General features: G+C 50.8%; 20 protein-coding genes. 16 read left to right on the forward strand and 4 right to left on the reverse strand.

What is annotated here, in order from left to right:
* Window positions 1–8: 8 nt before the first annotated feature.
* On the forward strand, window positions 9–377 hold the full coding sequence (gene aroH / locus DESHY_RS10935; RefSeq protein WP_008412744.1) for a chorismate mutase: 369 nt from the start codon (window positions 9–11) through the stop codon (window positions 375–377).
* A 539-nt stretch (window positions 378–916) separates the two neighbouring features.
* On the forward strand, window positions 917–1,744 hold the full coding sequence (gene aroF, locus DESHY_RS10940; RefSeq protein WP_008412748.1) for a 3-deoxy-7-phosphoheptulonate synthase: 828 nt from the start codon (window positions 917–919) through the stop codon (window positions 1,742–1,744).
* A gap of 86 nt (window positions 1,745–1,830) precedes the next feature.
* On the opposite strand, the gene DESHY_RS10945 is transcribed toward aroF (DESHY_RS10940), so the two are convergent.
* On the reverse strand, window positions 1,831–3,021 hold the full coding sequence (locus DESHY_RS10945; protein ID WP_008412750.1) for a pyridoxal phosphate-dependent aminotransferase: 1,191 nt from the start codon (window positions 3,019–3,021) through the stop codon (window positions 1,831–1,833).
* Window positions 3,022–3,329: 308 nt separating this feature from the next.
* Between DESHY_RS10945 and aroF (DESHY_RS10950) the strand changes: the two genes are divergently transcribed.
* The 6 genes from aroF (DESHY_RS10950) to DESHY_RS10975 all read left to right on the forward strand — a co-directional run bounded on the left by aroF (DESHY_RS10950) (window position 3,330) and on the right by DESHY_RS10975 (window position 10,150).
* Window positions 3,330–4,343 (forward strand): 3-deoxy-7-phosphoheptulonate synthase, encoded by a 1,014-nt coding sequence (gene aroF, locus DESHY_RS10950; protein ID WP_008412751.1) that lies wholly within the window; start codon window positions 3,330–3,332, stop codon window positions 4,341–4,343.
* Window positions 4,344–4,382: 39 nt separating this feature from the next.
* Entirely contained in the window at window positions 4,383–5,276 is an 894-nt protein-coding gene (locus DESHY_RS10955) for a prephenate dehydrogenase (RefSeq protein WP_008412753.1), read from the forward strand.
* A 1-nt stretch (window position 5,277) separates the two neighbouring features.
* Window positions 5,278–6,567, forward strand: a complete 1,290-nt coding sequence (gene aroA, locus DESHY_RS10960) for a 3-phosphoshikimate 1-carboxyvinyltransferase (RefSeq protein WP_082210490.1) — start codon at window positions 5,278–5,280, stop codon at window positions 6,565–6,567.
* 272 nt (window positions 6,568–6,839) lie between these two features.
* The gene (gene cmk, locus DESHY_RS10965; RefSeq protein ID WP_008412758.1) at window positions 6,840–7,508 is read left to right on the forward strand and encodes a (d)CMP kinase; all 669 of its coding nucleotides are present in this window, start codon (window positions 6,840–6,842) and stop codon (window positions 7,506–7,508) included.
* Window positions 7,509–7,517: 9 nt separating this feature from the next.
* Complete coding sequence (locus tag DESHY_RS10970; RefSeq protein WP_008412760.1) at window positions 7,518–8,096, forward strand: lysophospholipid acyltransferase family protein; 579 nt, start codon at window positions 7,518–7,520, stop codon at window positions 8,094–8,096.
* A gap of 35 nt (window positions 8,097–8,131) precedes the next feature.
* Entirely contained in the window at window positions 8,132–10,150 is a 2,019-nt protein-coding gene (locus DESHY_RS10975) for a bifunctional 4-hydroxy-3-methylbut-2-enyl diphosphate reductase/30S ribosomal protein S1 (RefSeq protein WP_174269714.1), read from the forward strand.
* Here the strand turns inward: DESHY_RS10975 and DESHY_RS13740 are convergent.
* Complete coding sequence (locus DESHY_RS13740) at window positions 10,134–10,421, reverse strand: hypothetical protein (RefSeq protein ID WP_235695567.1); 288 nt, start codon at window positions 10,419–10,421, stop codon at window positions 10,134–10,136. The genes DESHY_RS10975 and DESHY_RS13740 overlap by 17 nt on opposite strands.
* Before the next feature lie 222 nt (window positions 10,422–10,643).
* Between DESHY_RS13740 and DESHY_RS10980 the strand changes: the two genes are divergently transcribed.
* The 8 genes from DESHY_RS10980 to DESHY_RS11015 all read left to right on the forward strand — a co-directional run bounded on the left by DESHY_RS10980 (window position 10,644) and on the right by DESHY_RS11015 (window position 18,356).
* Window positions 10,644–11,429: a DUF1614 domain-containing protein gene (locus tag DESHY_RS10980; RefSeq protein ID WP_008412763.1), complete on the forward strand. Its 786-nt coding sequence runs from the start codon at window positions 10,644–10,646 to the stop codon at window positions 11,427–11,429.
* Complete coding sequence (spoIIP, locus tag DESHY_RS10985; RefSeq protein WP_008412765.1) at window positions 11,419–12,699, forward strand: stage II sporulation protein P; 1,281 nt, start codon at window positions 11,419–11,421, stop codon at window positions 12,697–12,699. The genes DESHY_RS10980 and spoIIP overlap by 11 nt, the downstream gene beginning before the upstream one ends.
* 106 nt (window positions 12,700–12,805) lie before the next feature.
* Window positions 12,806–13,696: a YIEGIA family protein gene (locus DESHY_RS10990; protein WP_008412766.1), complete on the forward strand. Its 891-nt coding sequence runs from the start codon at window positions 12,806–12,808 to the stop codon at window positions 13,694–13,696.
* Between the two features lie 22 nt (window positions 13,697–13,718).
* Window positions 13,719–13,901 (forward strand): capping complex subunit for YIEGIA, encoded by a 183-nt coding sequence (locus DESHY_RS10995; RefSeq protein WP_008412768.1) that lies wholly within the window; start codon window positions 13,719–13,721, stop codon window positions 13,899–13,901.
* Window positions 13,902–13,964: 63 nt separating this feature from the next.
* Window positions 13,965–15,293: a DUF512 domain-containing protein gene (locus DESHY_RS11000; protein WP_008412769.1), complete on the forward strand. Its 1,329-nt coding sequence runs from the start codon at window positions 13,965–13,967 to the stop codon at window positions 15,291–15,293.
* A 47-nt stretch (window positions 15,294–15,340) separates the two neighbouring features.
* Window positions 15,341–16,657: a ribosome biogenesis GTPase Der gene (gene der / locus DESHY_RS11005; protein WP_008412771.1), complete on the forward strand. Its 1,317-nt coding sequence runs from the start codon at window positions 15,341–15,343 to the stop codon at window positions 16,655–16,657.
* Between the two features lie 46 nt (window positions 16,658–16,703).
* Window positions 16,704–17,300, forward strand: coding sequence for a glycerol-3-phosphate 1-O-acyltransferase PlsY (plsY, locus tag DESHY_RS11010; RefSeq protein ID WP_008412772.1), 597 nt, complete (start codon window positions 16,704–16,706; stop codon window positions 17,298–17,300).
* 21 nt (window positions 17,301–17,321) lie between these two features.
* Complete coding sequence (locus tag DESHY_RS11015) at window positions 17,322–18,356, forward strand: NAD(P)H-dependent glycerol-3-phosphate dehydrogenase (RefSeq protein WP_008412774.1); 1,035 nt, start codon at window positions 17,322–17,324, stop codon at window positions 18,354–18,356.
* 487 nt (window positions 18,357–18,843) lie between these two features.
* Here DESHY_RS11015 and DESHY_RS11025 read toward each other — a convergent pair whose 3' ends face one another.
* Both DESHY_RS11025 and DESHY_RS11030 read right to left on the reverse strand, forming a co-directional pair.
* Window positions 18,844–20,154, reverse strand: a complete 1,311-nt coding sequence (locus DESHY_RS11025) for a sodium-dependent transporter (protein ID WP_048818126.1) — start codon at window positions 20,152–20,154, stop codon at window positions 18,844–18,846.
* A gap of 97 nt (window positions 20,155–20,251) precedes the next feature.
* On the reverse strand, window positions 20,252–21,637 hold the full coding sequence (locus DESHY_RS11030) for a tryptophanase (RefSeq protein WP_008412776.1): 1,386 nt from the start codon (window positions 21,635–21,637) through the stop codon (window positions 20,252–20,254).
* Window positions 21,638–21,648: the final 11 nt, after the last annotated feature.

Below are 21,648 nucleotides of genomic sequence, written 5' to 3' on the forward strand. Positions count from 1 at the left end.
TTGGCAGGATGGCTGGTTTTGTCAGGGGCATCAGAGGAGCCGTTACGGTAGAACGGAACGTGAGCCAGGAAATTATTGAAGCAACCCAGGAACTCATAAAGGCCATTGTTGAGCGCAATCAAATAACCGTTGAGGATATTGGCAGTATATTTTTCACAGTAACGCCTGATTTAAACAGCGAATTTCCCGCCAAAGCAGTAAGGGCCATGGGCTGGCATTATGTACCTTTACTGTGTGCCCAGGAAATAAACGTAGCCGGCTCTTTACCCCGCTGCATCAGGGTGCTGGTGCATGTAAATACCGGTAAGTCACAGCAAGAAATGGTCCATGTGTACCTGCGGGAAGCAGCTCATCTTAGACCGGATCTTATTAAATAAAAAGCAGCAGGCCGGGGGCGGTCTTACCCCCGGCCTGTTGGCATGCTATTTCTCTACGTTATGTCCATAGAAACCCGGGCTGAAGAACAACAAAATAAGAATTAAGAACAGAATAAAGGAGAAATTGCTGCCATAACCGCCGTAGCCGTATCCCATAATATGACCTCCTTGCGTCTTTTGTTTTCCCCACTCCATATTATGGCAATAAATTTGCGAATGTTACTATGTTGAGACCGTTGTTAAGCATTATTTTTCAACATTGTAGCCGTAGAACCCCTGGCCGAAGAGTAACAGGATGAGAATCAGGAATACGATAAAACTCCAGTTACCATAACCATAGCCGCTCATCGTAACGCCTCCCTTAATAGTTTTTGGGTTGCTACCCTGCTAACATAATAAGAAAATGCCTGCAAAAATGTTACACTCCGGGGCATAATTCTTAACAAATGATAAGATTTATCTTTTGACAGCCAGCTGAGCAGGAAAGACACCAAAAACAGCGAAAATATATGGCAAGACCAGACACGGAGGGTTAAACCTTGTCTTCAGATAGATTAGTGAGCAGAAAGAACCGGCAAGCGGATACGGTCGTTAAGGTAGGCCCGGCTGCCTTTGGCGGCGGCAATTTTTCTGTGGTGGCGGGTCCCTGTGCGGTAGAAAACCGGGATGAACTGATCCAGTTGGCCTTGCAATTAAAGGCAAGCGGGGTGCAGATGCTGCGGGGAGGGGTATTTAAGCCGCGCACATCCCCCTATTCCTTCCAGGGCCTGGGCCGGGAGGGCCTGCAATTCCTGGCCGAGGCCAGGGCAGCAGCCCGGCTGCCGGTGGTTACAGAGGTGCTGGATGTGCGGGATTTAGACCTGGTGCTGCAGTATGCAGATATGATTCAAATTGGCAGCCGTAACATGCAAAACTTCGGACTGCTGCGAGAAGTGGGCCGGGTAAAGCATCCGGTCTTGCTGAAAAGAGGTTTGTCCGCCACAATTGAAGAATGGTTGCTGGCGGCGGAGTATATCCTGGCAGAAGGAAACCATCAGGTGGTATTATGTGAAAGGGGTATCCGCACCTTTGAAACCGCCACCCGCAACACCCTTGACATCAGTGCCATCCCCCTGGTGAAACAGCTGAGCCACCTGCCGGTGATGGCAGACCCCAGCCATGCTACCGGCAGAAGGGATTTGGTTGTGCCGGTGGCCAGGGCGGCAGTGCTGGCGGGGGCGGACGGTTTGCTGCTGGAAGTTCACCCGGCGCCGGAAAGGGCCCTTTCAGACGGGGCACAGTCTTTACAGCCGCAGCAGTTGGCCTCATTTATGAATGGTTTGCCCTACTTGCTGCAGGCCAGAGAAAAATGTCAGGCTGCAATATAACCTCTTGGTCAACCGTTGATCAACACCGCTTTGTACATTGTTGAGCCAATAAAGAGCCGGCACCCACGGTGCCGGCTGTTTAACTGTTATGACGGCATACCCAGCTCCCGGGCCAGGGCTGTCCAGGCGGGCAGGGACCGTTTAATTATTTCCATGTCAATGCAGTAGGCCAGCCGGAAGTAGCCCGGTGCACCAAAGCCGCCGCCGGGAACGACCAGTATATTATGCTTGAGTGCTTGGCGGCAAAACTCAATGTCATCCGGCAGGGGGGATTTGGGGAACAGATAAAAGGCCCCTTGGGGTTGCACCATCTGAAAGCCGAGAGAAGTCAGGTGATGATAAAGCAGGTCTCGCTTGGCCTGGTACTCGGCAACATCCACTGATACTCGCTGCAAGCCGGTTACCAAACGCTGCATCAGAGCGGGTGCGTTGACAAACCCCAGGGTGCGGTTGCAAAACACCAGACCTTCCACCAGTGTATCCGCACCCTCAATGCGCGGGCTGACAGCAATATAACCGATGCGTTCCCCGGGTAAAGCCAAGTCCTTACTGTGAGAAGTAACCATTACGGCGTTGGTAATGTATTTAAAAACCGAAGGCACCTGAACCCCGTCGTAAACGATTTTGGCATAGGGCTCGTCCGAAATCACAAAAATCTCCCGTCCGGTTTCCCGGGACTTTTCTTCAACCAGCTGTCCCAGTTGAGCCAGCACTGCCGCCGGGTAGACAACGCCGGTGGGATTATTGGGCGAGTTAATAATAACGGCCCTGGTTTTGTCAGTGATGGCGGCCCGCAGGGCGGGTAAGTCAGGCAGGAAATCCGCACCGGCGGGTACTACCTTGAGGACGCCGCCGTGATTATCCACATAAAATCCGTATTCTACGAAATAGGGCGAAATGGCAATTACTTCTTCGCCCGGGTTTAAGATGGCTTTAAACACCACGTTCAAACCGCCGCCCGCTCCCACGGTCATAACGATATGCCGGGCCGCAAAGGGCAATCCGGATTGTTCGGCCAATACTTCAGCTACCGCAGAACGGGTTTCCGGGTAGCCGGCATTGCTCATATAACGGTGCATACCCGGTTCCGGGTGAAGGGCCAATTTTTTCAATTCCTCACGAAACTGCGGCGGCGGTTCCACCGATGGGTTGCCCAGGGTAAAGTCAAACACCTGATCAGCCCCGTGAATTTTTCTCAAACGATCCCCTTCCTCAAACATTTTGCGAATCCAGGAGGCCCGGTTTAAAAAAGAAGCCACTTTATCTGACAGTACCATTTTGTATACCACTCCTTTCGGCCGCTTGGCCGTTTGTCAACACCATTAAAAAGTAAAGTTATCAAAAGCATACCATTAAGTGACATTTTTTTTCAAGAGAATTGCCAGGTTTCCTCATAAATGATAAGATAAAGTTTGTAGAACGGTATTTTCCATGAAGGACGGTAGAACGGTTAGGAGGGATGGTTATGTCAAATTGATGTCGCCGGCACTCTTAATTAAGGAGTGTTTTTTTATTATTTGCCAGGTCAGGTTATATTAAGGACGGCAGTGCCCTGTACAAATAAGGGGCGGAAGGAGGAGTTGCCATGATTGTAGTAATGAGCCGGCAGGTGCCGGAAGATAATATTGAGGCGGTGTTGGACCGATTAAAAAAGGCCGGGTTTCAGATACATCTTTCCCGGGGGGTAGAGCGCACCATTATCGGGGCCATTGGCGATAAAACCCGCATGGGCGATTTAGCCCTGGAAGCTATGCCCGGGGTGGAAAGTGTGGTACCGATACTGCAACCCTATAAACTGGCCAGCCGGGCTTTTAAGGAACAAGATACAGTGGTTAAAGTGGGCGATCTGGCCATAGGGGGCCAGCATATACATGTAATGGCCGGTCCCTGTGCAGTTGAAAGCAGGGAACAGCTTTTAGAGGCCGCTGCCCTGGTTAAAGCTGCCGGGGCTACCCTGCTGCGAGGCGGGGCCTTTAAGCCGCGCACATCGCCTTATTCTTTTCAGGGTTTAGAAGAAAAGGGGTTACAATATTTAGCTGAAGCCAGGGAAAAAACCGGGCTGAAGATTGTCACCGAAGTCATGGATGCCGGCACGCTGCCCATGGTGGCCGAATATGCCGATATTTTGCAAATTGGCACCAGAAACATGCAAAATTTCTTTCTGTTGCGTGAAGTAGCCCGGGTGGATAAACCGGTTCTGCTGAAGCGGGGCGCCTCGGCCACCGTTGAGGAATGGTTGATGGCGGCGGAATACATTATGGCAGGCGGCAACTACAACGTGATATTATGCGAGCGGGGAATTCGAACCTTTGAAAATTTTACCCGCAATACCTTGGATTTGTCGGCGGTGCCGGTGGTGAAGCATTTATCCCACCTGCCTGTAATTGTTGATCCCAGCCATGCCATCGGCAAATGGCGCTTTGTTCCGCCCATGGCAGTAGCAGCGGTGGCAGCCGGGGCTGACGGCTTACTGATTGAGGTTCACCCTAACCCTTCCGAAGCTCTGTGTGACGGACCGCAATCCCTGACACCGGAAAACTTTCAAACTTTAATGAAGGATGTGCGGCGGGTGGCAGAGGCGATGGGAAGAAGTCTGTAGCAGCGTTTTCCTTATCCATTATGTGCAGGAGGTAATTGTTTGTTTAAAAAGGTTGTCATAGCCGGCGTTGGCTTGATCGGCGGTTCCCTGGGCCTGGCCTTAACCAGAAAAAAATTGGCCCGGGAAGTGGTAGGAGTTGATCCGGACCTGGAAAACCTTAAGCTGGCTGTTTGCATGGGGGCGGTGGGGCGAGCCGGTACCCTGTCTGAGGAGTTGCCCACCGCAGACCTGTTGATCCTGGCCACTCCCATCGGGGTTACCTTGGGCGTGCTGGAAATGGCAAGGCCATATTTAGCGCCGGGTACCATAGTTACCGATGTAGGCAGTGTTAAGGGCAGGCTGGTGGAACGGGCCGAGGCCATGCTGCCCTCCCGGGTATATTTTGTCGGGGGTCACCCGATGGCCGGACGGGAACTGGCAGGGGTGGCGGGAGCCCGGGAGGATCTTTTTACAGGAGCTGCCTATGTTTTAACCCCTACGGCATCAACCAACCCGGCAGCCCTGCACGTGCTGCGCCAATTAGTGCAGGCGCTGGGAGCCATACCCCTTGAGTTGTCCTGCCGGCAGCACGACCGGGCGGTTGCTCTCATCAGCCACTTGCCTCATTTACTGGCAGCCACCCTGGTGAACACGGCGGCCGGGGAAGCTGACTGTGAACTGCTGTTAAAATTAGCGGCCGGCGGGTTCCGGGATACCACCCGCATTGCTGCCGGCAACCCTGCCATGTGGCGGGATATTCTGCTGACCAACCGGGACATGGTTTTACAAGCGGTAAAAAATTTTCGGCAGCAATTAACAACTGTTGAACAAGCCATTCGTGCTTTTGAACGGGAGGAACTGGTACAAAAGCTGGCAGCAGCCAGAGAGATCAGACAAAACCTGCCCGAAAACAGAAAGCATGTGCTGGCTGAACTACATGAAAACGAGGGTTAGTATGGAACTAGTCATCAATCCGGTTCACAAACTCCAGGGAACACTGGCTGTTCCCGGCGACAAATCCATATCGCACCGGGCGGTTATGCTGGGCGCCTTGGCCCAGGGTATTACTGAAATAGATAATTTTCTGATGGGTGAAGACTGCCTGGCAACTGTTCAATGCTTTAAGGCCCTGGGTGTCAACATAGAGGGTCCTGTGGCCGGCAAACTCAGGATTTACGGGGTGGGTCTGCATGGCTTGCGGGAACCGGCAGAGGTACTGGACGCAGGAAATTCCGGCACCACCACCCGCTTACTGATGGGCATTTTGGCCGGGCAGCCTTTCTGCAGCGTGCTTACCGGCGACCAATCCCTGCGGGGACGCCCGATGGCCCGAGTAACCGCTCCCCTGACAGAGATGGGGGCAGTTTTTCTGGGACGGCAGCGTAATAACCTGTTGCCGATGGCGGTCAGGGGCGGGCGGCTACAACCACTGCACTATCAATCGCCGGTGGCCAGCGCTCAAGTGAAATCCGCCATACTTCTGGCAGGTTTGTATGCCGCCGGGGAAACTTCGGTTACCGAACCCAGCCGCTCCCGTGACCATACTGAACGTATGCTGCAGGCTTTTGGTGCGGCTGTAAAGGTAACCGGCAATACCGTAACCCTGCAGGGCTTACCCCGGTTAACAGGACAACAGATAACCGTACCCGGTGATATTTCTTCCGCCGCTTTTTTACTGGTGGCGGCAGCTATTCGGCCGGGGTCCCGGGTTCGCTTGACGGGAGTGGGGATTAACCCCACCAGAGACGGCCTGCTGCAAGTCCTTAAACAAATGGGGGCAAATGCAGAGATTATTAACGAGCGACAGCAGGGCGGCGAACCGGTGGCGGATATCATTATCACCGGCAGTAAGCTGCAAGGCACCCGAATTGCGGGTTCACTGATTCCCCGGCTGATTGATGAGATACCCGTCCTGGCGGTGGCGGCCGCTTACGCCGAAGGACTTACAGAAATACGGGATGCCGCTGAGCTTAAAGTAAAAGAAAGTAACCGCATTGCCACAGTGGCGGGCGAACTTAGAAAATTCGGGGCAGATATTGAGGAGCTGCCGGACGGCCTGCTGATCCGGGGGGGCCGGCCCCTTACCGGTACCACCTGTGAAAGTTACGGAGATCACCGGATTGCCATGGCGATGGCGGTGGCAGGTTTGGGCGCCAGAGGTCAGACTGTTATTCGGGGGGCCCAATGTATTCCGGTGAGTTTTCCTGGTTTCAGTGATGCCTTAAAATTGCTTTCTGTCCAATAATTCAGTCGCTCAGCAAGTGCTGTGACAGGTGTTGTGACAAGTTGCCGGCCGGGTGATCATAAACCACCGGCAAGGTTGGTTAACTTTTTGGCTGATAGAACCTTCTCTGTCAGCTTTTTTATTTTCTCTCGTATCGTCAAAGGCCTTTAGTGGTTAAGCTAATTTCTAGGAATAGCTGCCTAAGTTTTATGGAAAAAAAGGAATTTTCAGCTGAATGTCGAAAAAATTAAATGCTGTTGCAGCTTAGCCCATTATTTTGGAGGTAGCACCGATTGTCACAAAGAGTCTGTATAGCCATTGACGGGCCGGCCGGTGCAGGCAAAAGCACGGTTGCCAAACTGGTAGCCCACAGGTTGGGATTATTATATATTGATACCGGTGCCATGTACCGGGCAGTTACCCTGAAGGCTTTGCGACGGGGAGTAGACCTGAACGATGCCGCTGCCTTAACTGAGTTGGCCAGGGCAACCAATATTCAGCTAATTCCCGGCGTGCGGCAAACAGTATTGCTGGACGGTGAGGATGTTACGGAAGCCATCCGCTCCCCTGAGGTTACCCGTTGTGTTTCTGTGGTGGCGGGAGTGGCAGGCGTAAGGGAGATTTTGGTTGACCGGCAGCGCCAAATGGCCGGTGAGACGGATGTAATTATGGATGGCAGGGATATTGGAACAGTGGTATTGCCTCATGCTACAGCCAAATTTTTTCTCACCGCTTCGGCAGAAGAAAGGGCCCGTCGGCGTGCCAAAGAAATGGCCGAGAAAGGTTATACCGTGGATATAACCGGTTTGATCAAGGAGATCCAGGAAAGAGATTACCGGGACAGTCACCGCAAGGTATCGCCGCTGGTACCTGCTGCTGACGCCGTTATCCTGGACAGTTCCGGCATGACCGTTGATGAAGTGGTTAACCGCATTATTTCCTGGCTTGAGAAGAATCAATAGGAGGATACCATGCTTTATACAGTTCTCCGGGTGATTATCCGCTGGTTGTTGCTGGTGTGGCGCCGCTGGCAGGTAAAGGGAACAGAACATATACCTGCCGGCGGCGGCGTTGTGGTAGTGGCCAATCATGTCAGCAATCTGGACCCGGTGGTTTTAGGATGTGCTCTGACCCGGCGTATTCACTTTATGGCCAAGGTACAGTTATTTAAAGTACCTGTTTTGTCTACCGTTATTACCATGCTGGGTGCATTTCCGGTTAACCGTGATAAAACAGACCGCCATGCTGTTCGCAGGGCCCTGGAGCTTTTGCAGGGCGGCCATATGGTAGGAATCTTTCCGGAAGGAACCAGAAGTAAAACCGGTGACTTACAAAAGCCACACATTGGAGCAGCCATGCTGGCGGTTAAAGCGGATGTGCCGATTCTGCCGGTTTCTTTACAGGGCACCCGCGGTATATTTAATAAAATTACGGTAAACATTGGCGAACCCATCTACCTGCCGGAACTGTGGCGCGGTAAGCCCGGCAAAGCGGAACTGGAGGAGCTTAGCCAACAATTAATGGACAGAATTAAAAATTTAATGAAATAACGGGTAATTTAATAAAAGGACAGAGGGTGGTCTTTATTGAGGTGTTATTGGCCAACAAGGCCGGATTTTGCTATGGTGTAAAGCGCGCCATTGAAATGGCTTTGCAGGCTGCCAGGGTAAAAAAAGCAAACATTTATACCTTGGGGCCGTTAATTCATAACCCACAAGTGGTGCAAGATTTGGCCAGGCAGGGGGTAAAAGAAATAAATGACCTGGCTGAAGTGACAGAAGGCAGCATCATTATCCGATCCCATGGGGTGGGCCCGCAAATTTTTCAGCAAGCCGGAGAAAAAGGCCTGGAAATAATTGATGCAACTTGTCCCTTTGTGGCAAGAGCCCAAAGGGCGGCTCATGCTATGGCCGAGCAGGGCTTGCCTGTTTTCATCCTGGGAGACCCGGGTCATCCCGAGGTGCAAGGTATTCTGGGCTGGGCCATGGGTATGGGTGTGGTAATAGAAAATGCTGATCAATTAAGTCGGGTGGATCACCCTAAGGTAGGGGTCGTGGCACAGACGACGCAGCCTTTGGCTAATTACCTGAAATTGGTTGAAGCGCTTGAAAAACAAGGAGTAGAAGTGGATGCACGCAACACCATTTGCCATGCGACCGGAGAACGCCAGCGCGCTGCCCTGGAACTGGCTCAAAAAGTGGATGTTATGGTTGTGGTGGGCGGCAAAAACAGTGCCAATACCAAAAAACTAGCCAGGATTTGTCAGGAAACCGGGACTCCCACCTATCATGTTGAATCTGCGCAGGAGCTGCGGGAAGAGTGGTTTTACGGCCATCGAATTCTCGGCCTGACAGCGGGTGCTTCAACACCTGACGCAATTATAGAGGAGGTTAAAAGAAGGATGAAGGATCTGGACCAGATGACCAACGGCGAAGAAGGAATGAACGAAGCAATGGAAGTTAAATCTCCCCAACCCGGGGAATTAGTCAAAGGCGTAGTTGTTCAAGTTGGCATGGATGAAGTAATGGTAGACATTGGCGCCAAGTCCGAGGGTGTAATTCCTCGGAAGGAGCTGGCTTTTTATGGTATAGATCCCCAGGAGGTTGTAAAAGTCGGGGATGAAATAGAGTGCGTTGTCATTAAAGCCGAGGACAATGAAGGGAAAATTATCCTTTCCAAAGAACGGGCTGACGCCGAAAAGGCCTGGGGCGGCCTGGAAGAGGCTTTGGAAAAAGGCACCGTGATTAAAGGTGTAGTCCGGGAGGTTGTTAAAGGCGGCTTGCTGGTAGATGTTGGCATAAGAGCTTTCTTACCGGCTTCCCTGGTGGAACGTGGTTATGTAGAAGACTTATCCAAATACCTCAATCAGGAAATTGAAGTACGTGTCATTGAGCTGAACAAACACCGTAAAAAAGTGGTTGTTTCCCGTAAATCTGTTTTAGAAGAACAGCATGCCCGCCGGCGGGAAGAACTGCTGGCCTCCCTCCAGGAAGGCCAGGTTGTCAAAGGGACAGTACGACGTCTTACCAACTTTGGTGCTTTTGTAGATTTGGGCGGCTTAGACGGTTTGCTGCATATTTCAGAAATGAGCTGGCACCGGGTTAACCATCCCCAGGAAGTGGTAAAAGCCGGTGATGAGCTGGAAGTAATGGTATTGAAGGTAGATCGGGAGAACGAAAAAATTTCTCTCGGTCTCAAACAAGTTTTACCCAACCCCTGGGATAACATTGAAGAAAAATATCCTGTCGGCAGCGTGGTGCCTGCCAAAGTGGTTCGCCTGGCTCCCTTTGGCGCTTTTGTACAATTAGAACCCGGGGTTGAGGGGCTGGTACACATTTCTCACTTAGCTGCCCAGCATGTGGAAAAGCCGGAGGATGTGGTAAACGAGGGCGATGAGGTTAACGTTAAGGTGCTTAATGTTGACCCGGCTGAAAAACGCATCCGCCTTTCCATTCGTGAAGTAAGCGGTGAAGGACGGTCTGCCCGGGAATCCCGCCAGCGCAAACAGGAAGAGCCGGCTCCCCAGCCCCAGGCAATTGAAAGCCCTGAGGAAAGGGTTACTCTGGGCGATGTATTTGGCGACATGTTTAAAGAAGATAAGTAAATACCCTATTATGCGGCTGCCTTATAGGCAGCCGCTTTAGAGTGTCGACAAAGGTTGTAAAACAAAGTGAGGTGGTTTTATGATCCCCTGCCGGCGACTTGTCGAAGCACCGGTAACAGCACTTGATGAGCGAAGGAGCCATTGGGCTGGCGCCCACAGGACGTGGGCGCCAGCCGAACCGGGCCAGGAGGGCCCGTTTGAGGCGACCCCAAGGGCGAACGGAGCGAATCATAGTGCTGTCGGTGCGTAGACCGGAGCCAAAGGGGATCATAAACCACCGATAATGTTTGTCTACAATCTATGCGGCTGTCTTATAGGCAGCCGCTTTTAATTTTCTGCCGCAGTGCAAACACAACCGGATTACCTGCTGTGTTTGGCAAATCGCGGTATTTTTTTCGATTGTTCGGCAGTCTGCCGGCAGCTGCCGGTATATTTTAACCGTCGGCGGGAACCCTATTTTTAGATATGAATTTTATCAAAGGAGGCAGGTTTAATGGAGCGGTTTCCCTTGGGACTTATTGTTTTAATTGTTGTATCCTTGCTCATCTTTTTTGGGGTTGCCCAGCGGGCCCTGGACCGCATGAGACTGTCAGACAAAGGAGCACTGGTGGTAATATTGGCTCTTATTGTAGGCAGTTTTGTTGATATTCCCATACCGGGCATGCCGGTACCCCTGGAAATTAATTTGGGCGGTGCTTTGGTGCCGGTGGGCCTGGCCGTCTATCTGCTGGCCAAAGCAGGTACCGGCAAAGAAGTGGCGCGGGCTTTAATTGCTGCCGCCCTGACAGCACTGGTTATCTGGTTTGTTGGTACCCGGTTGATGAGCGGTTTACCGGAACCGGCCGGCCGGTTTGGATTTTTAGATACACTTTATTTGTACCCCATTGTTGCCGCATTAATTGCCTATATTGCCGGACGCTCCCGGCGAAGTGCCTTTATCGGTGCCACCCTGGGGGTTTTACTGGCTGATATGGCCAATTATTTTTATCTGGTTCGCAATAATGCCACCAATGCCTTAAAAAGCATCGGCGGTGCCGGAGCTTTTGACTCTATTGTTATTTCCGGTATTTTGGCCATCCTGTTGGCAGATCTGATTGGAGAAACCAGGGAAAGATTACAGGGCGGCCCTGCTTCGGCAGGAAAACCGGATGCCCTGCTGGCAGGTCTCAGGAAACCGGAGTTTGGCCGCCCGGCAAGAGATGACAAACATCGGGATAAAACAAATGATACAGCTCGCAGGGAATCTGCCAGGAAGGAGGTTGACCGTCTTGAAGACTAAAAAATTTATTTTAGTACTAAGCCTTTTACTAATGTTTTCAGGTATTGGCATAATTGGTTGGCTGGGTTTGTCACAAACAGTTCTGCCGGCCTGGCAGCCTGCTTCATTAATGTTTAATGACGGTGTGGATCACTTGGTTGGCCAGGCAGTGGATATCGTGGATGATCAGGGAAAAGTGATCAGCCGGGCCTGCCGGGTAAATGTGGGGGACGAGATTATCAATGCCAAGGGGAATCACTACCGGGTGATTAAGGTAGACCGACATAAAGCGGTGGTTAAGTCCCTTGGGCAGGACAAACAATTTCTGGCCTGGCAGGAATTCTATACGGATGAGCGGCTGGCTATGGCTGCTGCTAACCCTAAGGGCGGCACGGTAGGAATTTATCATACCCACAGTGATGAAGCCTATGTGCCCAGTGACGGCAAAGAGAGCATTCCATTTAAAGGCGGTATTTATGATGTGGGGAAAAGTTTGGTAAGCCGGCTAAAGCAAAAAAGTGCAACCAGGGTGGTGTATGACCAAACCCCCCACGACCCCCATGATAATGCAGCTTACCAGCGATCCCGCCGTACCGCCATGAAGTTAATGAAACAAAACCCGATAGCCATTATTGATGTGCACCGGGACGGTATTCCGGACGCCGGTTATTATAAAGCCAATGTATCGGGCAATCAGGTCAGCCAGCTGCGTCTGGTGGTGGGGCGGCAGAATCCCAACATGGAAGCAAATAAAGATTTTGCCCGGCGGATGATGGCTTACGCCAATAAAGTGCATCCCAACATTGTCAAAGAAATTTTTATGGCCAAGGGCAATTACAACCAAGATTTAATGCCAACAGCTATTCTTATTGAAGCCGGTACCCACACCAACACCAAAGGAGAAGCTGAGCGAGGGGTAGCTTTGTTTGCTGACGCCATCCCTACGGTATTAGGCATTGAAGGCGGCCCGCAAACCCGCAATGTTCCCGGCGGCGGCCTTACTCAGCCCGGTGCCGGCGGGGCAGGCGGCTGGCGGGCGGTGGGTTGGATATTAGGGATAACCCTGCTGCTGGGCGGCGGGTTCCTGCTGATCAGTGCCGGCAGCCTGAAGGGAGTAGGCAACCGTTTGGCAGGTTTAGGAAAGGAATTTACCAATTACCTGGGGCCCCTGGTCGTTAAGAAACCTCAGCCCCAAAAACATAAAACCAAAGCAAAAGCAGGCCGCACGGTTTATGACGAGCTGGCCGACCGGGCCTCTGTTGATCGGCGGGATGACGTGACAGAAGACTAATGAGCTGCCTTAAGATCTTGACTGCCGCCTTCAACCGGGAGGCGGCAGTTTTATAATCACGATGCAACCGATAAAGCAGCCAGATTAAGCGCATGGAGGTAATCGGATGGAAAAGTACCTGGCGGTGGTAATAAGCGGGATTTCAGCCGGCTTTTTAACCCGGGTGGTATTATTGCGGGTAGATTACCGGCAGTATCCCGGTTACCCCCATGGTTTTGTGACCCACCTTTCTCTAGGCTTCATTGCAGCGGCTCTGGGGGCCATCGCTGTGCCGGCGCTGTTAAAACCGGATTACGCGGCGTTTACCTTTCTGGCCCTGGCAGCCCAGCAATTCCGAGAAATTCGCAGCATGGAAAGGCAAACCTTGGAAAGCCTTGAAGAAAGCGAATTGGTGCAACGGGGGAAAGATTACATTGAAGGAATTGCCCGTACCTTTGAAGCGCGCAACTATCTGGTGATGGCCACTGCCTTTCTTACCTCCCTGATAACTCAGTTTTTAGGCTGGCTGCCCGGTGCGGCCGGCGGTTTGGTGCTGGTTTTACTTAGTTTGCTTTTTAAATCAGGCCAAACCATCGGTGATATTTGCGACGTGGTGCCGGCTAAATTGCACTTTAAGGATACCATTTTGCATGTGGACCATATTAATATTATGTCGGTAGGATTAAAAGACAGCCGTCGCAAGATTTTACAGGAGGGCCTGGGGGTGATTATTAAGCCCAAAAATGATGATGCCCGGGCCACCATCCATGATATAGGGCAGCGGTTAGCCATTGCTCACACAGCCGCCACCATTATGGGTACAAAAAAAGATGTGGATTTGCCCGAGTTTACTCCTATGCTCCGCAAAGATCCGGATACCGGACAGGTCGGTTTTTATATTGTTCCCAACGAACCTGACATGAAGGCGCTTATTGAAGCGGTAAAAAAAGCCCCGGTACTGGAAAGTGCATCCACCCGGCCGTTGAAAGCCAAAGCAGGACGGTACGCTGCCGATTAATTGCCGGGAGGGAGGTGATGGTATGTCCAAGGGAACCATTATGGCAGCTGTTACTGTCAACCCGGATAACATCACGGGGGATTTGCCGATTGTGATTGCCAGGGATGAAGAAGAACGGGAAAAGCTGGCCCGTCATTTGGCCAATGTGTTGCAAAGCACCGTACATGACCTGGGAAACGGGACATACCTGATTGTCCAGCACTAAAAACTTGACTATGACTGGCAGATGGTGGATAATTGATGCAGTACGTCCACAGGGAGATTTTATATGAACAACAAAGGATTATTAATTACAGGTGTCGATAAAGACAGCATTGCCGATCAACTAGGTATTCAGCCGGGGGACAGGTTGCTGTCTGTCAACGGTCGGCCGGTGCGGGACATATTGGATTATCGTTTCCTTTGTGCCGCGGAAGAACTGGTGGCCAGGGTGGTAACCGGGGCAGGCGAAGAATGGGAAATTGATATTGAAAAGGATTATGAAGAAGATTTGGGGTTGGATTTTGGTGAGCATTCCTTTGGGCCCATCAGGCGCTGCCGAAATCGCTGCCTCTTTTGCTTTGTAGACCAGATGGCGCCGGGGATGCGTGAAACCCTTTATATTAAAGACGATGATTATCGTCTTTCTTTTTGGCAGGGCAATTTTGTCACCCTGACCAATGTGGCTGAAACAGAACTGCAAAGAATCATTGAGCAAAGGCTGGGGCCGTTATATATCTCGGTTCATACCACCAACCCGGACTTGCGCCGGCGTATGTTAAACAACCGTCACGCCGGCAAAATTATGGATCAACTGCGCAGGTTGGCGGCTGCCGGTATAGAAATGCAGACCCAGGTGGTGCTTTGTCCGGGCATCAATGATGGCCCTGAACTGGAGAGAACCATTCAAGATTTGGCCGGGCTGTGGCCGGAAGTACACTCGCTGGCGGTAGTGCCGGTGGGGATTACCCGGTACCGGGAGGGGCTTTATGAATTAAGGCCCTTTAGCCAGGAGGAAGCTGCAGCTGTGGTGGCACTGATAGAAAACTACCAGCGCAGCTTTTTAGCCCGTTGGGATTATCCCTTTGTTTTTGCCTCGGACGAATTTTATGTAATAGCAGGAAAACCAATCCCTCCCACCGAAAATTATGGTGATTTTCCCCAAACCGAAAACGGCGTCGGACTGGCTCGGCTGTTTTTAGACCAGTGGGAACAGGTGCGGCAGGAGCTGCCGGAGCGCCTTGCGCATCAGCGCACCGTTACTTTGGTGACCGGCGTGTCAGGCGAGACCTTTTTGCGTCAGGTGGCGGAACGGTTGAACCAAGTGGTTAACCTGCAGGTAAATCTTGCGGTTATTAAAAATAAATTTTTTGGCGAAACGGTTACCGTAACCGGGCTGCTAACCGCCCGCGATATTATAAACAGCTTGCGCGGCAAACAACTGGGCGATCTTCTGATTTTGCCCTCGGTTATGCTGCGCAGGGGTGAAGATGTTTTTTTGGACAACCTGCGGGTTGCTGATGTTGGCCAACAACTGCAGACAGCGGTGGCAGTGGTGGAAGATCCCCGGGAACTGGCGGAGGCGGCCCTGGGGATTAAACAAGATGCCATCTGGTGAGACTTATTTATATAAGAAAATCTAACAAAGAAAAGGGGGAAAACCCTTTGGCAAAGCCTGTTGTAGCCATTGTCGGACGCCCTAATGTGGGAAAGTCCACTTTATTTAACAGGATTGTGGGTGCCCGGATAGCCATAGTGGAAGATATGCCCGGAGTCACAAGAGACCGGCTTTACCAGGATGCTGAATGGCGGGGGCAGGAGTTTACTTTGGTTGATACCGGTGGTTTGGATTTTGCTGAGGATGTTATTACTTCACAAATCAGAAAACAAGCTGAACTGGCCATTAAAGAAGCCGATGCAGTGCTGTTTGTGGTGGATGCCAGGGAAGGGGTAACCGCCCTGGATGAGGAGGTGGCCAGAAGCCTGCGCAAGACCGACAAACCGGTTTTGCTGGTGGCTAATAAAGTGGAACAGTTTGACAAAATCCCTTATTATGAGTTCTATCAGTTGGGGCTGGGGGAACCTATTCCGGTGTCTGCAGCCGAAGGTTTGAATACAGGTGATTTGTTGGATGAGCTGGTTGCTTTGCTGCCGCCCCAGGAGGAGGATCCTTACCCGCCGGACACAGTTCGCATTGCTGTTATCGGCAGGCCCAACGTTGGCAAATCCTCCCTGGTTAATGCCATTTTAGGGGAAGAACGGGTTATTGTAAGTAATATACCGGGTACCACCCGGGATGCCATTGATACGCCCTTTGAGCGGAACGGTAAAAATTACGTGATCATTGATACCGCCGGCATGAGAAGACGCAACCGCATTGATTTGCCTGCCGAACGTTACAGTGTGGTACGGGCTTTACGGGCCATAGACCGCTGTGATGTGGTTTTAATGGTTATTGATGCCACAGAAGGAGTGGCTGAACAGGACAAAAAAATTGTCGGTTATGCGCATGAAAAAGGCAAAGCCATTGTCCTGACAGTTAACAAGTGGGATCTCATTGAAAAAGATGATAAAACCATGAATAAATTTGACAAAAAAATAAGAGAAGAACTGAGTTTTTTAGATTACGCACCGACATTGTATATTTCTGCTTTAACCAAACAGCGCTTACCCAAGGTGCTGGAAACGGTGGATTATGCAGTGGATGAAGCCAGCAAGCGTGTGGCCACAGCCGACCTTAACAACTTGATCCGAGAAGCCACACAGACTACCCCGCCGCCGGGCGACAAACATAAAAAGTTAAAAATTTTTTATGCCACCCAGGGTGGCGTTAAGCCGCCAACCTTTATTTTATTTGTTAACGAACCGGAATTAATGCATTTTTCTTACCGGCGCTACCTGGAAAATAAAATCAGAGAGGCTTACGGTTTTACCGGCACCCCTATTCGCTTCTTCCTGCGTAAAAGGGAAGCCCAAAATTAATATTCAACAGTGACACTAGTTTTCCTAAGATTCGGGGGAATGTATTTTGGTTACGGTAACCGCTATTTTAGTTACAGTAGGGGCCTATTTGGTGGGGTCAATTCCTTTTGGCTTTTTGCTGGCGCGTTTTTGGAAAGGCATTGATATACGCCAATACGGCAGCGGCAATATCGGGGCCACCAACGTATGGCGTACCTTGGGTAAAGGGCCTGGTTTAATCGTGTTGGTTCTGGATATGCTGAAAGGAATGGCGGCAGTTTTGCTGGCTAAACAGCTGGCCAACAGCGACCCGGCCGTTTTGGCGGCTGCCTTGGCAGTTATGGCCGGACACAGTTGGCCCCTTTGGCTTGGCTTTAAAGGCGGCAAAATTATTGCCACCGGTGCCGGGGCGGTGCTGGCTATAGCGCCGCTGCCCTTGCTGCTGGCTTTTTTGGTCTGGCTGGGCACAGTGGCGTTATCCCGTTATGTTTCGCTTGGTTCTATTCTGGCAGCTGTATCTTTGCCCCTCTGGATGATGCTGTTTAAATATAATCAACCAACTTTAATTTTTTCTGTGCTGGTGGCTGCCTTTGCAGTTTGGAAACATTCGTCCAACATCAAGCGGCTTCTCAACGGCACTGAATTTAAGATTGGCCGGAAGTAGTCATAAGAAGGGAGGCCTGGCATGACCAATATTGCCATAATTGGTGCCGGCAGTTGGGCCACCGCCCTGGCCCAGGTGCTGGCCCGGAATAACCATCGGGTGCTGCTCTGGGCACGCCGACGTGAGTTGGCTGACGCAATTAATAACGGGGAAAATCAAAGGTACCTGCCGGGAGTAACATTGCATCCTCAGATCAGTGCCGATACCGACCTGGCTCGCGTCCTGGCAGGGGCAACAGCAGTGGTTTTTGGTGTTCCTTCCCATTGTTTTCGCCGGTTGTTACAGCAATCTTTGCCATTCATAAAACCTGAGGCAGTGATTATTAATGTAGCCAAGGGTCTGGAAGAAAGCTCCCGGCAGAGATTATCCGAGGTGTTTGCCGCCGAGGCAGGAGCGGACGCTCTTGGTCGGTATGCGGTACTGTCAGGTCCCAGCCACGCCGAAGAAGTGGGCTGTCATATTCCTACTGCTGTAGTGGCCGCCTCACAAGATATAGCAACAGCCGGTTATGTGCAGGATTTATTTATGACCCGTGATTTTCGTGTTTACACCAACCCGGACCTGGTTGGTGTGGAGCTGGGCGGTGCTTTAAAAAACATTATCGCCCTGGGTACCGGTATTGCTGACGGGTTGGGCTACGGGGATAACACCAAAGCTGCCATGATGACGCGGGGATTGGCTGAAATTACTCGTCTGGGCCTGAGTATGGGGGCAAACCTGTCTACCTTTGCCGGTCTGGCCGGCGTAGGTGATTTAATTGTCACCTGCACCAGCATGCACAGCCGCAATCGCCGCTGCGGTATTGCCATCGGTCAAGGGAAAACCTTGGATGAAGCTGTGGCCGGCATCAACATGGTGGTTGAGGGAGTCAGAACCACCCGGGTGGCCTGGGAACTGGCCAGAGAGCAAGGGGTAGAAATGCCTATCACCGAACAAATTTATAAAGTATTATTTGAAAATCTTTCGCCCCGGGAAGCGGTATTAAATTTAATGGGCAGGGGTAAAAAGTTAGAAGTTGAAGAAACTGTTCTTAGCAGTTTAAACTGGACAATGTAGCAAACGGCGCCCACAGGACGTGGGCGCCGTTTTTACTTAGGTTGTTTGCCGCCAAAGAAGTCGTTAATATCAAAAGGGAAATGGGGTTTTTTGACAGGCGGTTTATTGGGACCTGCGGGTTTTTCATGCACCGGTGATTTGCCGGGCGGTTTATCATGAACTGGTTTTTTGGCAGGTTTTTTTCCAGGCTGCTGGCCAGGTTTGTGCCACCCGGGGCCAAATCCGTAACCCATGAGCAATCCTCCTTTTTAAGATGTTATATAGTCAATATATGGAAGGTAAAGCCGGTTGGTGACATTACACGTTGAAATTATAAAAATAAAACAGCCTTTTCCGTTGCAGGAAAAGGCTGTAGATTGTTGATAAAAGAAAGTCAAGGCGGTTTTATGATTCCCCTGCCGGCGACTTGTTAAAGCGCCGGTCACAGCATTTGAATTATTGACAAATGCGAAAAGTTATAAACCTTGCCGTGATTTATAACAGTCAGTTAAAAACCACCCACTACAATACCTAAAATAAGCACTGCCACAGAAGTTAGCACAAAGACATACTTAGCATGAAACTCCCACCATTTGCCCAGAGGCCTGGCAGCGCCCCGGTTGATTTCCTGCCGGGCCCGGTCAACGCCGTAAATCCAGAAGAAGACAAAGGCGGCGATAACAGCCCCGAAGGGTACCAGATAAACAGTAACAAAATCAGCAAACATGCCAAACAGGTTCATATTAATATCCAGCGGCAGGCCAACTAAAAATCCCAGCAGGGCCACTATAATTACACTTTTATTGCGGCTTAATTTAAATCTGTCCATTACCGCTTCCACCGGTACTTCCATCAAATTGATTGCCGAAGAAATGGCTGCGAAGGTTACACACAAGAAGAACAGTACACCAAACAGGTAACCGCCGGGCATGGCTTGAAAAATTTGCGGTACAGTAATAAAAAGCAGCGGCGGTCCGGCCTGGGGATCCATGTTGAAGGCAAAGGCAGCCGGAATGGTAACAAAGGCAGAAATTAATGAAGCAATGGTAGTCCAAAAGGCGGTGTTAATGGCTGAAGAAGGAATATCTTCGTCCTTTTTCAAATAGCTGCCATAAACCACCATGGCTGCACCGCCCAGGCAGACCGTGAAGAAAGCCATCCCAAGGGCAATAACCCAGGTCATGGGATCGGCCAGGTGGGACCAATCGGGTACCAGCAAAAATTTGATACCTTTGCCGGCGCCGGGTAAAGTTAAAGAGCGAATCATTAAAATAAATAATATTATGAATAAGGCCGGCATCATAATTTTGTTGGATTTTTCAATACCGCCCTGCACGCCTTTAATTACAATGGACAGGGTGACGATCATGGCCAGCAGGTGCCAGACAATACTTTCGGGCTGACCGGCAAAAGCGCCGAAATAAGCAGGCAAATCAAGGCTGCCAAAGGCATTGGTTACGGCTAAGACGAAATACTTAAGGATCCAACCGCAAACAATTATATAAAAGATAAATACACCGGTAACTCCCAGAACCGGGATAATTCCCAGGGATGCCCCGTAGCCCTTGCCTTTTTCCCGCAACACATTTTCAAAGGCCCCCATGGCACCCCTTTGCTGGCTGCGGCCGAAGCCAAATTCGCCCATCAAACCGGTTACTCCCAGCACAAAGGTAAAGAGCAAATAGGGCACCAGAAAAGCCGCACCGCCGTAGGTGCCCAGCCGCCAGGGAAACATCCAAATACTGCCCAGTCCCATGGCTGCTCCTACGCAGGCCAAAATAAATCCTATTTTCCCGGAGAATGTTTCACGTCCTGACATTAACAGCAAGCCCCTTTCGAAATGTTCAATAAATTTTGTTGGCAAAGGCCGGCTCCCTAAGCGGGAGCCGGTTGCCGTTATTAATTATGATGGGCTGTTATTTAACAGGTTTCAGACGGGCGGTGAAATGTCTTAAAATTTTAGGTTCGTAAGTAAACTCCAGTCCCACCAGTTTATCAGCCTTCTCCATAATGCCAATCAACCCATCCGCAACCACATCCATATGGTTGTTGGTATAAGTGCGGCGGGGAATGGTCAGGCGCAACAATTCCATGGGAGATTCCAGGTTTTCACCGGTATCCGGGTCACGACCCAGCAGGAAGGAACCGATTTCCACACCGCGTACGCCGGCATCCAGGTATAATTCATTGGCCAGGGCTTGCGCCGGGAATTGATAGTAGGGAATATGCGGCAGGATTTTTTTAGCGTCCACAAATACCGCATGTCCGCCGGTAGGATACTGGATAGGAACACCGCCTTCCCGCAGCCGGTTGCCCAGATATTCTACCTGGCCGATACGATAAGCAAGGTAATGCTCATCCAGTCCTTCATACAAACCACGGGCCAGGGCTTCCATATCACGGCCGGCCAGACCGCCGTATGTAATAAATCCTTCCATGGGTACTGTGCGGGCGCAGCACTGTTGATACAGTTCGGCATCTTCTTTAATGCACAGCAGACCGCCGATGTTAACAATGGCGTCTTTTTTAGCGCTCATGGTGAAGCCTTCTGCATAGCTGAACATTTCTTTTACAATTTCTTTGACGGACTTATCAGCATAGCCAGGTTCCCGCTGTTTGATAAAATAAGCGTTTTCGGCAAAACGGGCAGCGTCAATAAACACCCTGATGCCGTATTTTTTGCCCATCTCAGAAACCGCCCGGATGTTGGCCATGGAAACAGGCTGGCCGCCGCAGCTGTTGCAGGTTACAGTAATTAAAATAAAGGAAATATTTTCGCTGCCTTCCTTTTGAATAAAGGCTTCCATTTTTTCAAGGTCAAAGTTGCCCTTAAAAGGATGATAGGTACCGGTATCAAAGGCTTCTTCAATAACAAAGTTAACTGCCCGGCCGCCGGCCAGCTCCACATGGGCTTTGGTGGTATCAAAGTGCATATTGCTTAAAGCGTAGGCACCCGGATGCTTAGTCAGGAGAGAAAACAATACCTGTTCAGCACCCCGGCCCTGGTGGGTAGGAATGGTGTATTGGTAACCAAAGATATCTTCAACGGCATTTTTTAAATTGTAATAGTTTTTGCTGCCGGCATAGGCTTCATCGCCCAGCATAAGACCGGCCCACTGATTGTCACTCATAGCACCGGTACCGCTGTCGGTCAGCAAGTCAATAAACACTTCTTCACCTTTTAAAAGGAACAGGTTATAGCCGGCCCGTTCCAGAGCGGCCTGCCTTTCTTCCCGGGAAATCATTTTGATGGGTTCTACCATCTTAATTCTAAAAGGCTCCGCTTTGCTGAAATCAATCATGTCAATCCCTC

Origin of the sequence: Desulforamulus hydrothermalis Lam5 = DSM 18033 (assembly GCF_000315365.1) — a bacterium.
GTDB lineage: Bacteria > Bacillota > Desulfotomaculia > Desulfotomaculales > Desulfotomaculaceae > Desulfotomaculum > Desulfotomaculum hydrothermale.

What these genes read in the sequence shown, in the direction of transcription:
- aroH (WP_008412744.1), top strand. Translation starts at nt 9, where the DNA reads ATGGCTGGTTTTGTCAGGGGCATCAGAGGAGCCGTTACGGTAGAACGG.
- DESHY_RS10945 (WP_008412750.1), bottom strand. Translation starts at nt 3,021, where the DNA reads ATGGTACTGTCAGATAAAGTGGCTTCTTTTTTAAACCGGGCCTCCTGG.
- aroF (WP_008412751.1), top strand. Translation starts at nt 3,330, where the DNA reads ATGATTGTAGTAATGAGCCGGCAGGTGCCGGAAGATAATATTGAGGCG.
- aroA (WP_082210490.1), top strand. Translation starts at nt 5,278, where the DNA reads ATGGAACTAGTCATCAATCCGGTTCACAAACTCCAGGGAACACTGGCT.
- DESHY_RS10970 (WP_008412760.1), top strand. Translation starts at nt 7,518, where the DNA reads ATGCTTTATACAGTTCTCCGGGTGATTATCCGCTGGTTGTTGCTGGTG.
- DESHY_RS13740 (WP_235695567.1), bottom strand. Translation starts at nt 10,421, where the DNA reads ATGATCCCCTTTGGCTCCGGTCTACGCACCGACAGCACTATGATTCGC.
- DESHY_RS10980 (WP_008412763.1), top strand. Translation starts at nt 10,644, where the DNA reads ATGGAGCGGTTTCCCTTGGGACTTATTGTTTTAATTGTTGTATCCTTG.
- DESHY_RS10990 (WP_008412766.1), top strand. Translation starts at nt 12,806, where the DNA reads ATGGAAAAGTACCTGGCGGTGGTAATAAGCGGGATTTCAGCCGGCTTT.
- DESHY_RS10995 (WP_008412768.1), top strand. Translation starts at nt 13,719, where the DNA reads ATGTCCAAGGGAACCATTATGGCAGCTGTTACTGTCAACCCGGATAAC.
- DESHY_RS11000 (WP_008412769.1), top strand. Translation starts at nt 13,965, where the DNA reads ATGAACAACAAAGGATTATTAATTACAGGTGTCGATAAAGACAGCATT.
- DESHY_RS11015 (WP_008412774.1), top strand. Translation starts at nt 17,322, where the DNA reads ATGACCAATATTGCCATAATTGGTGCCGGCAGTTGGGCCACCGCCCTG.
- DESHY_RS11025 (WP_048818126.1), bottom strand. Translation starts at nt 20,154, where the DNA reads ATGTCAGGACGTGAAACATTCTCCGGGAAAATAGGATTTATTTTGGCC.
- DESHY_RS11030 (WP_008412776.1), bottom strand. Translation starts at nt 21,637, where the DNA reads ATGATTGATTTCAGCAAAGCGGAGCCTTTTAGAATTAAGATGGTAGAA.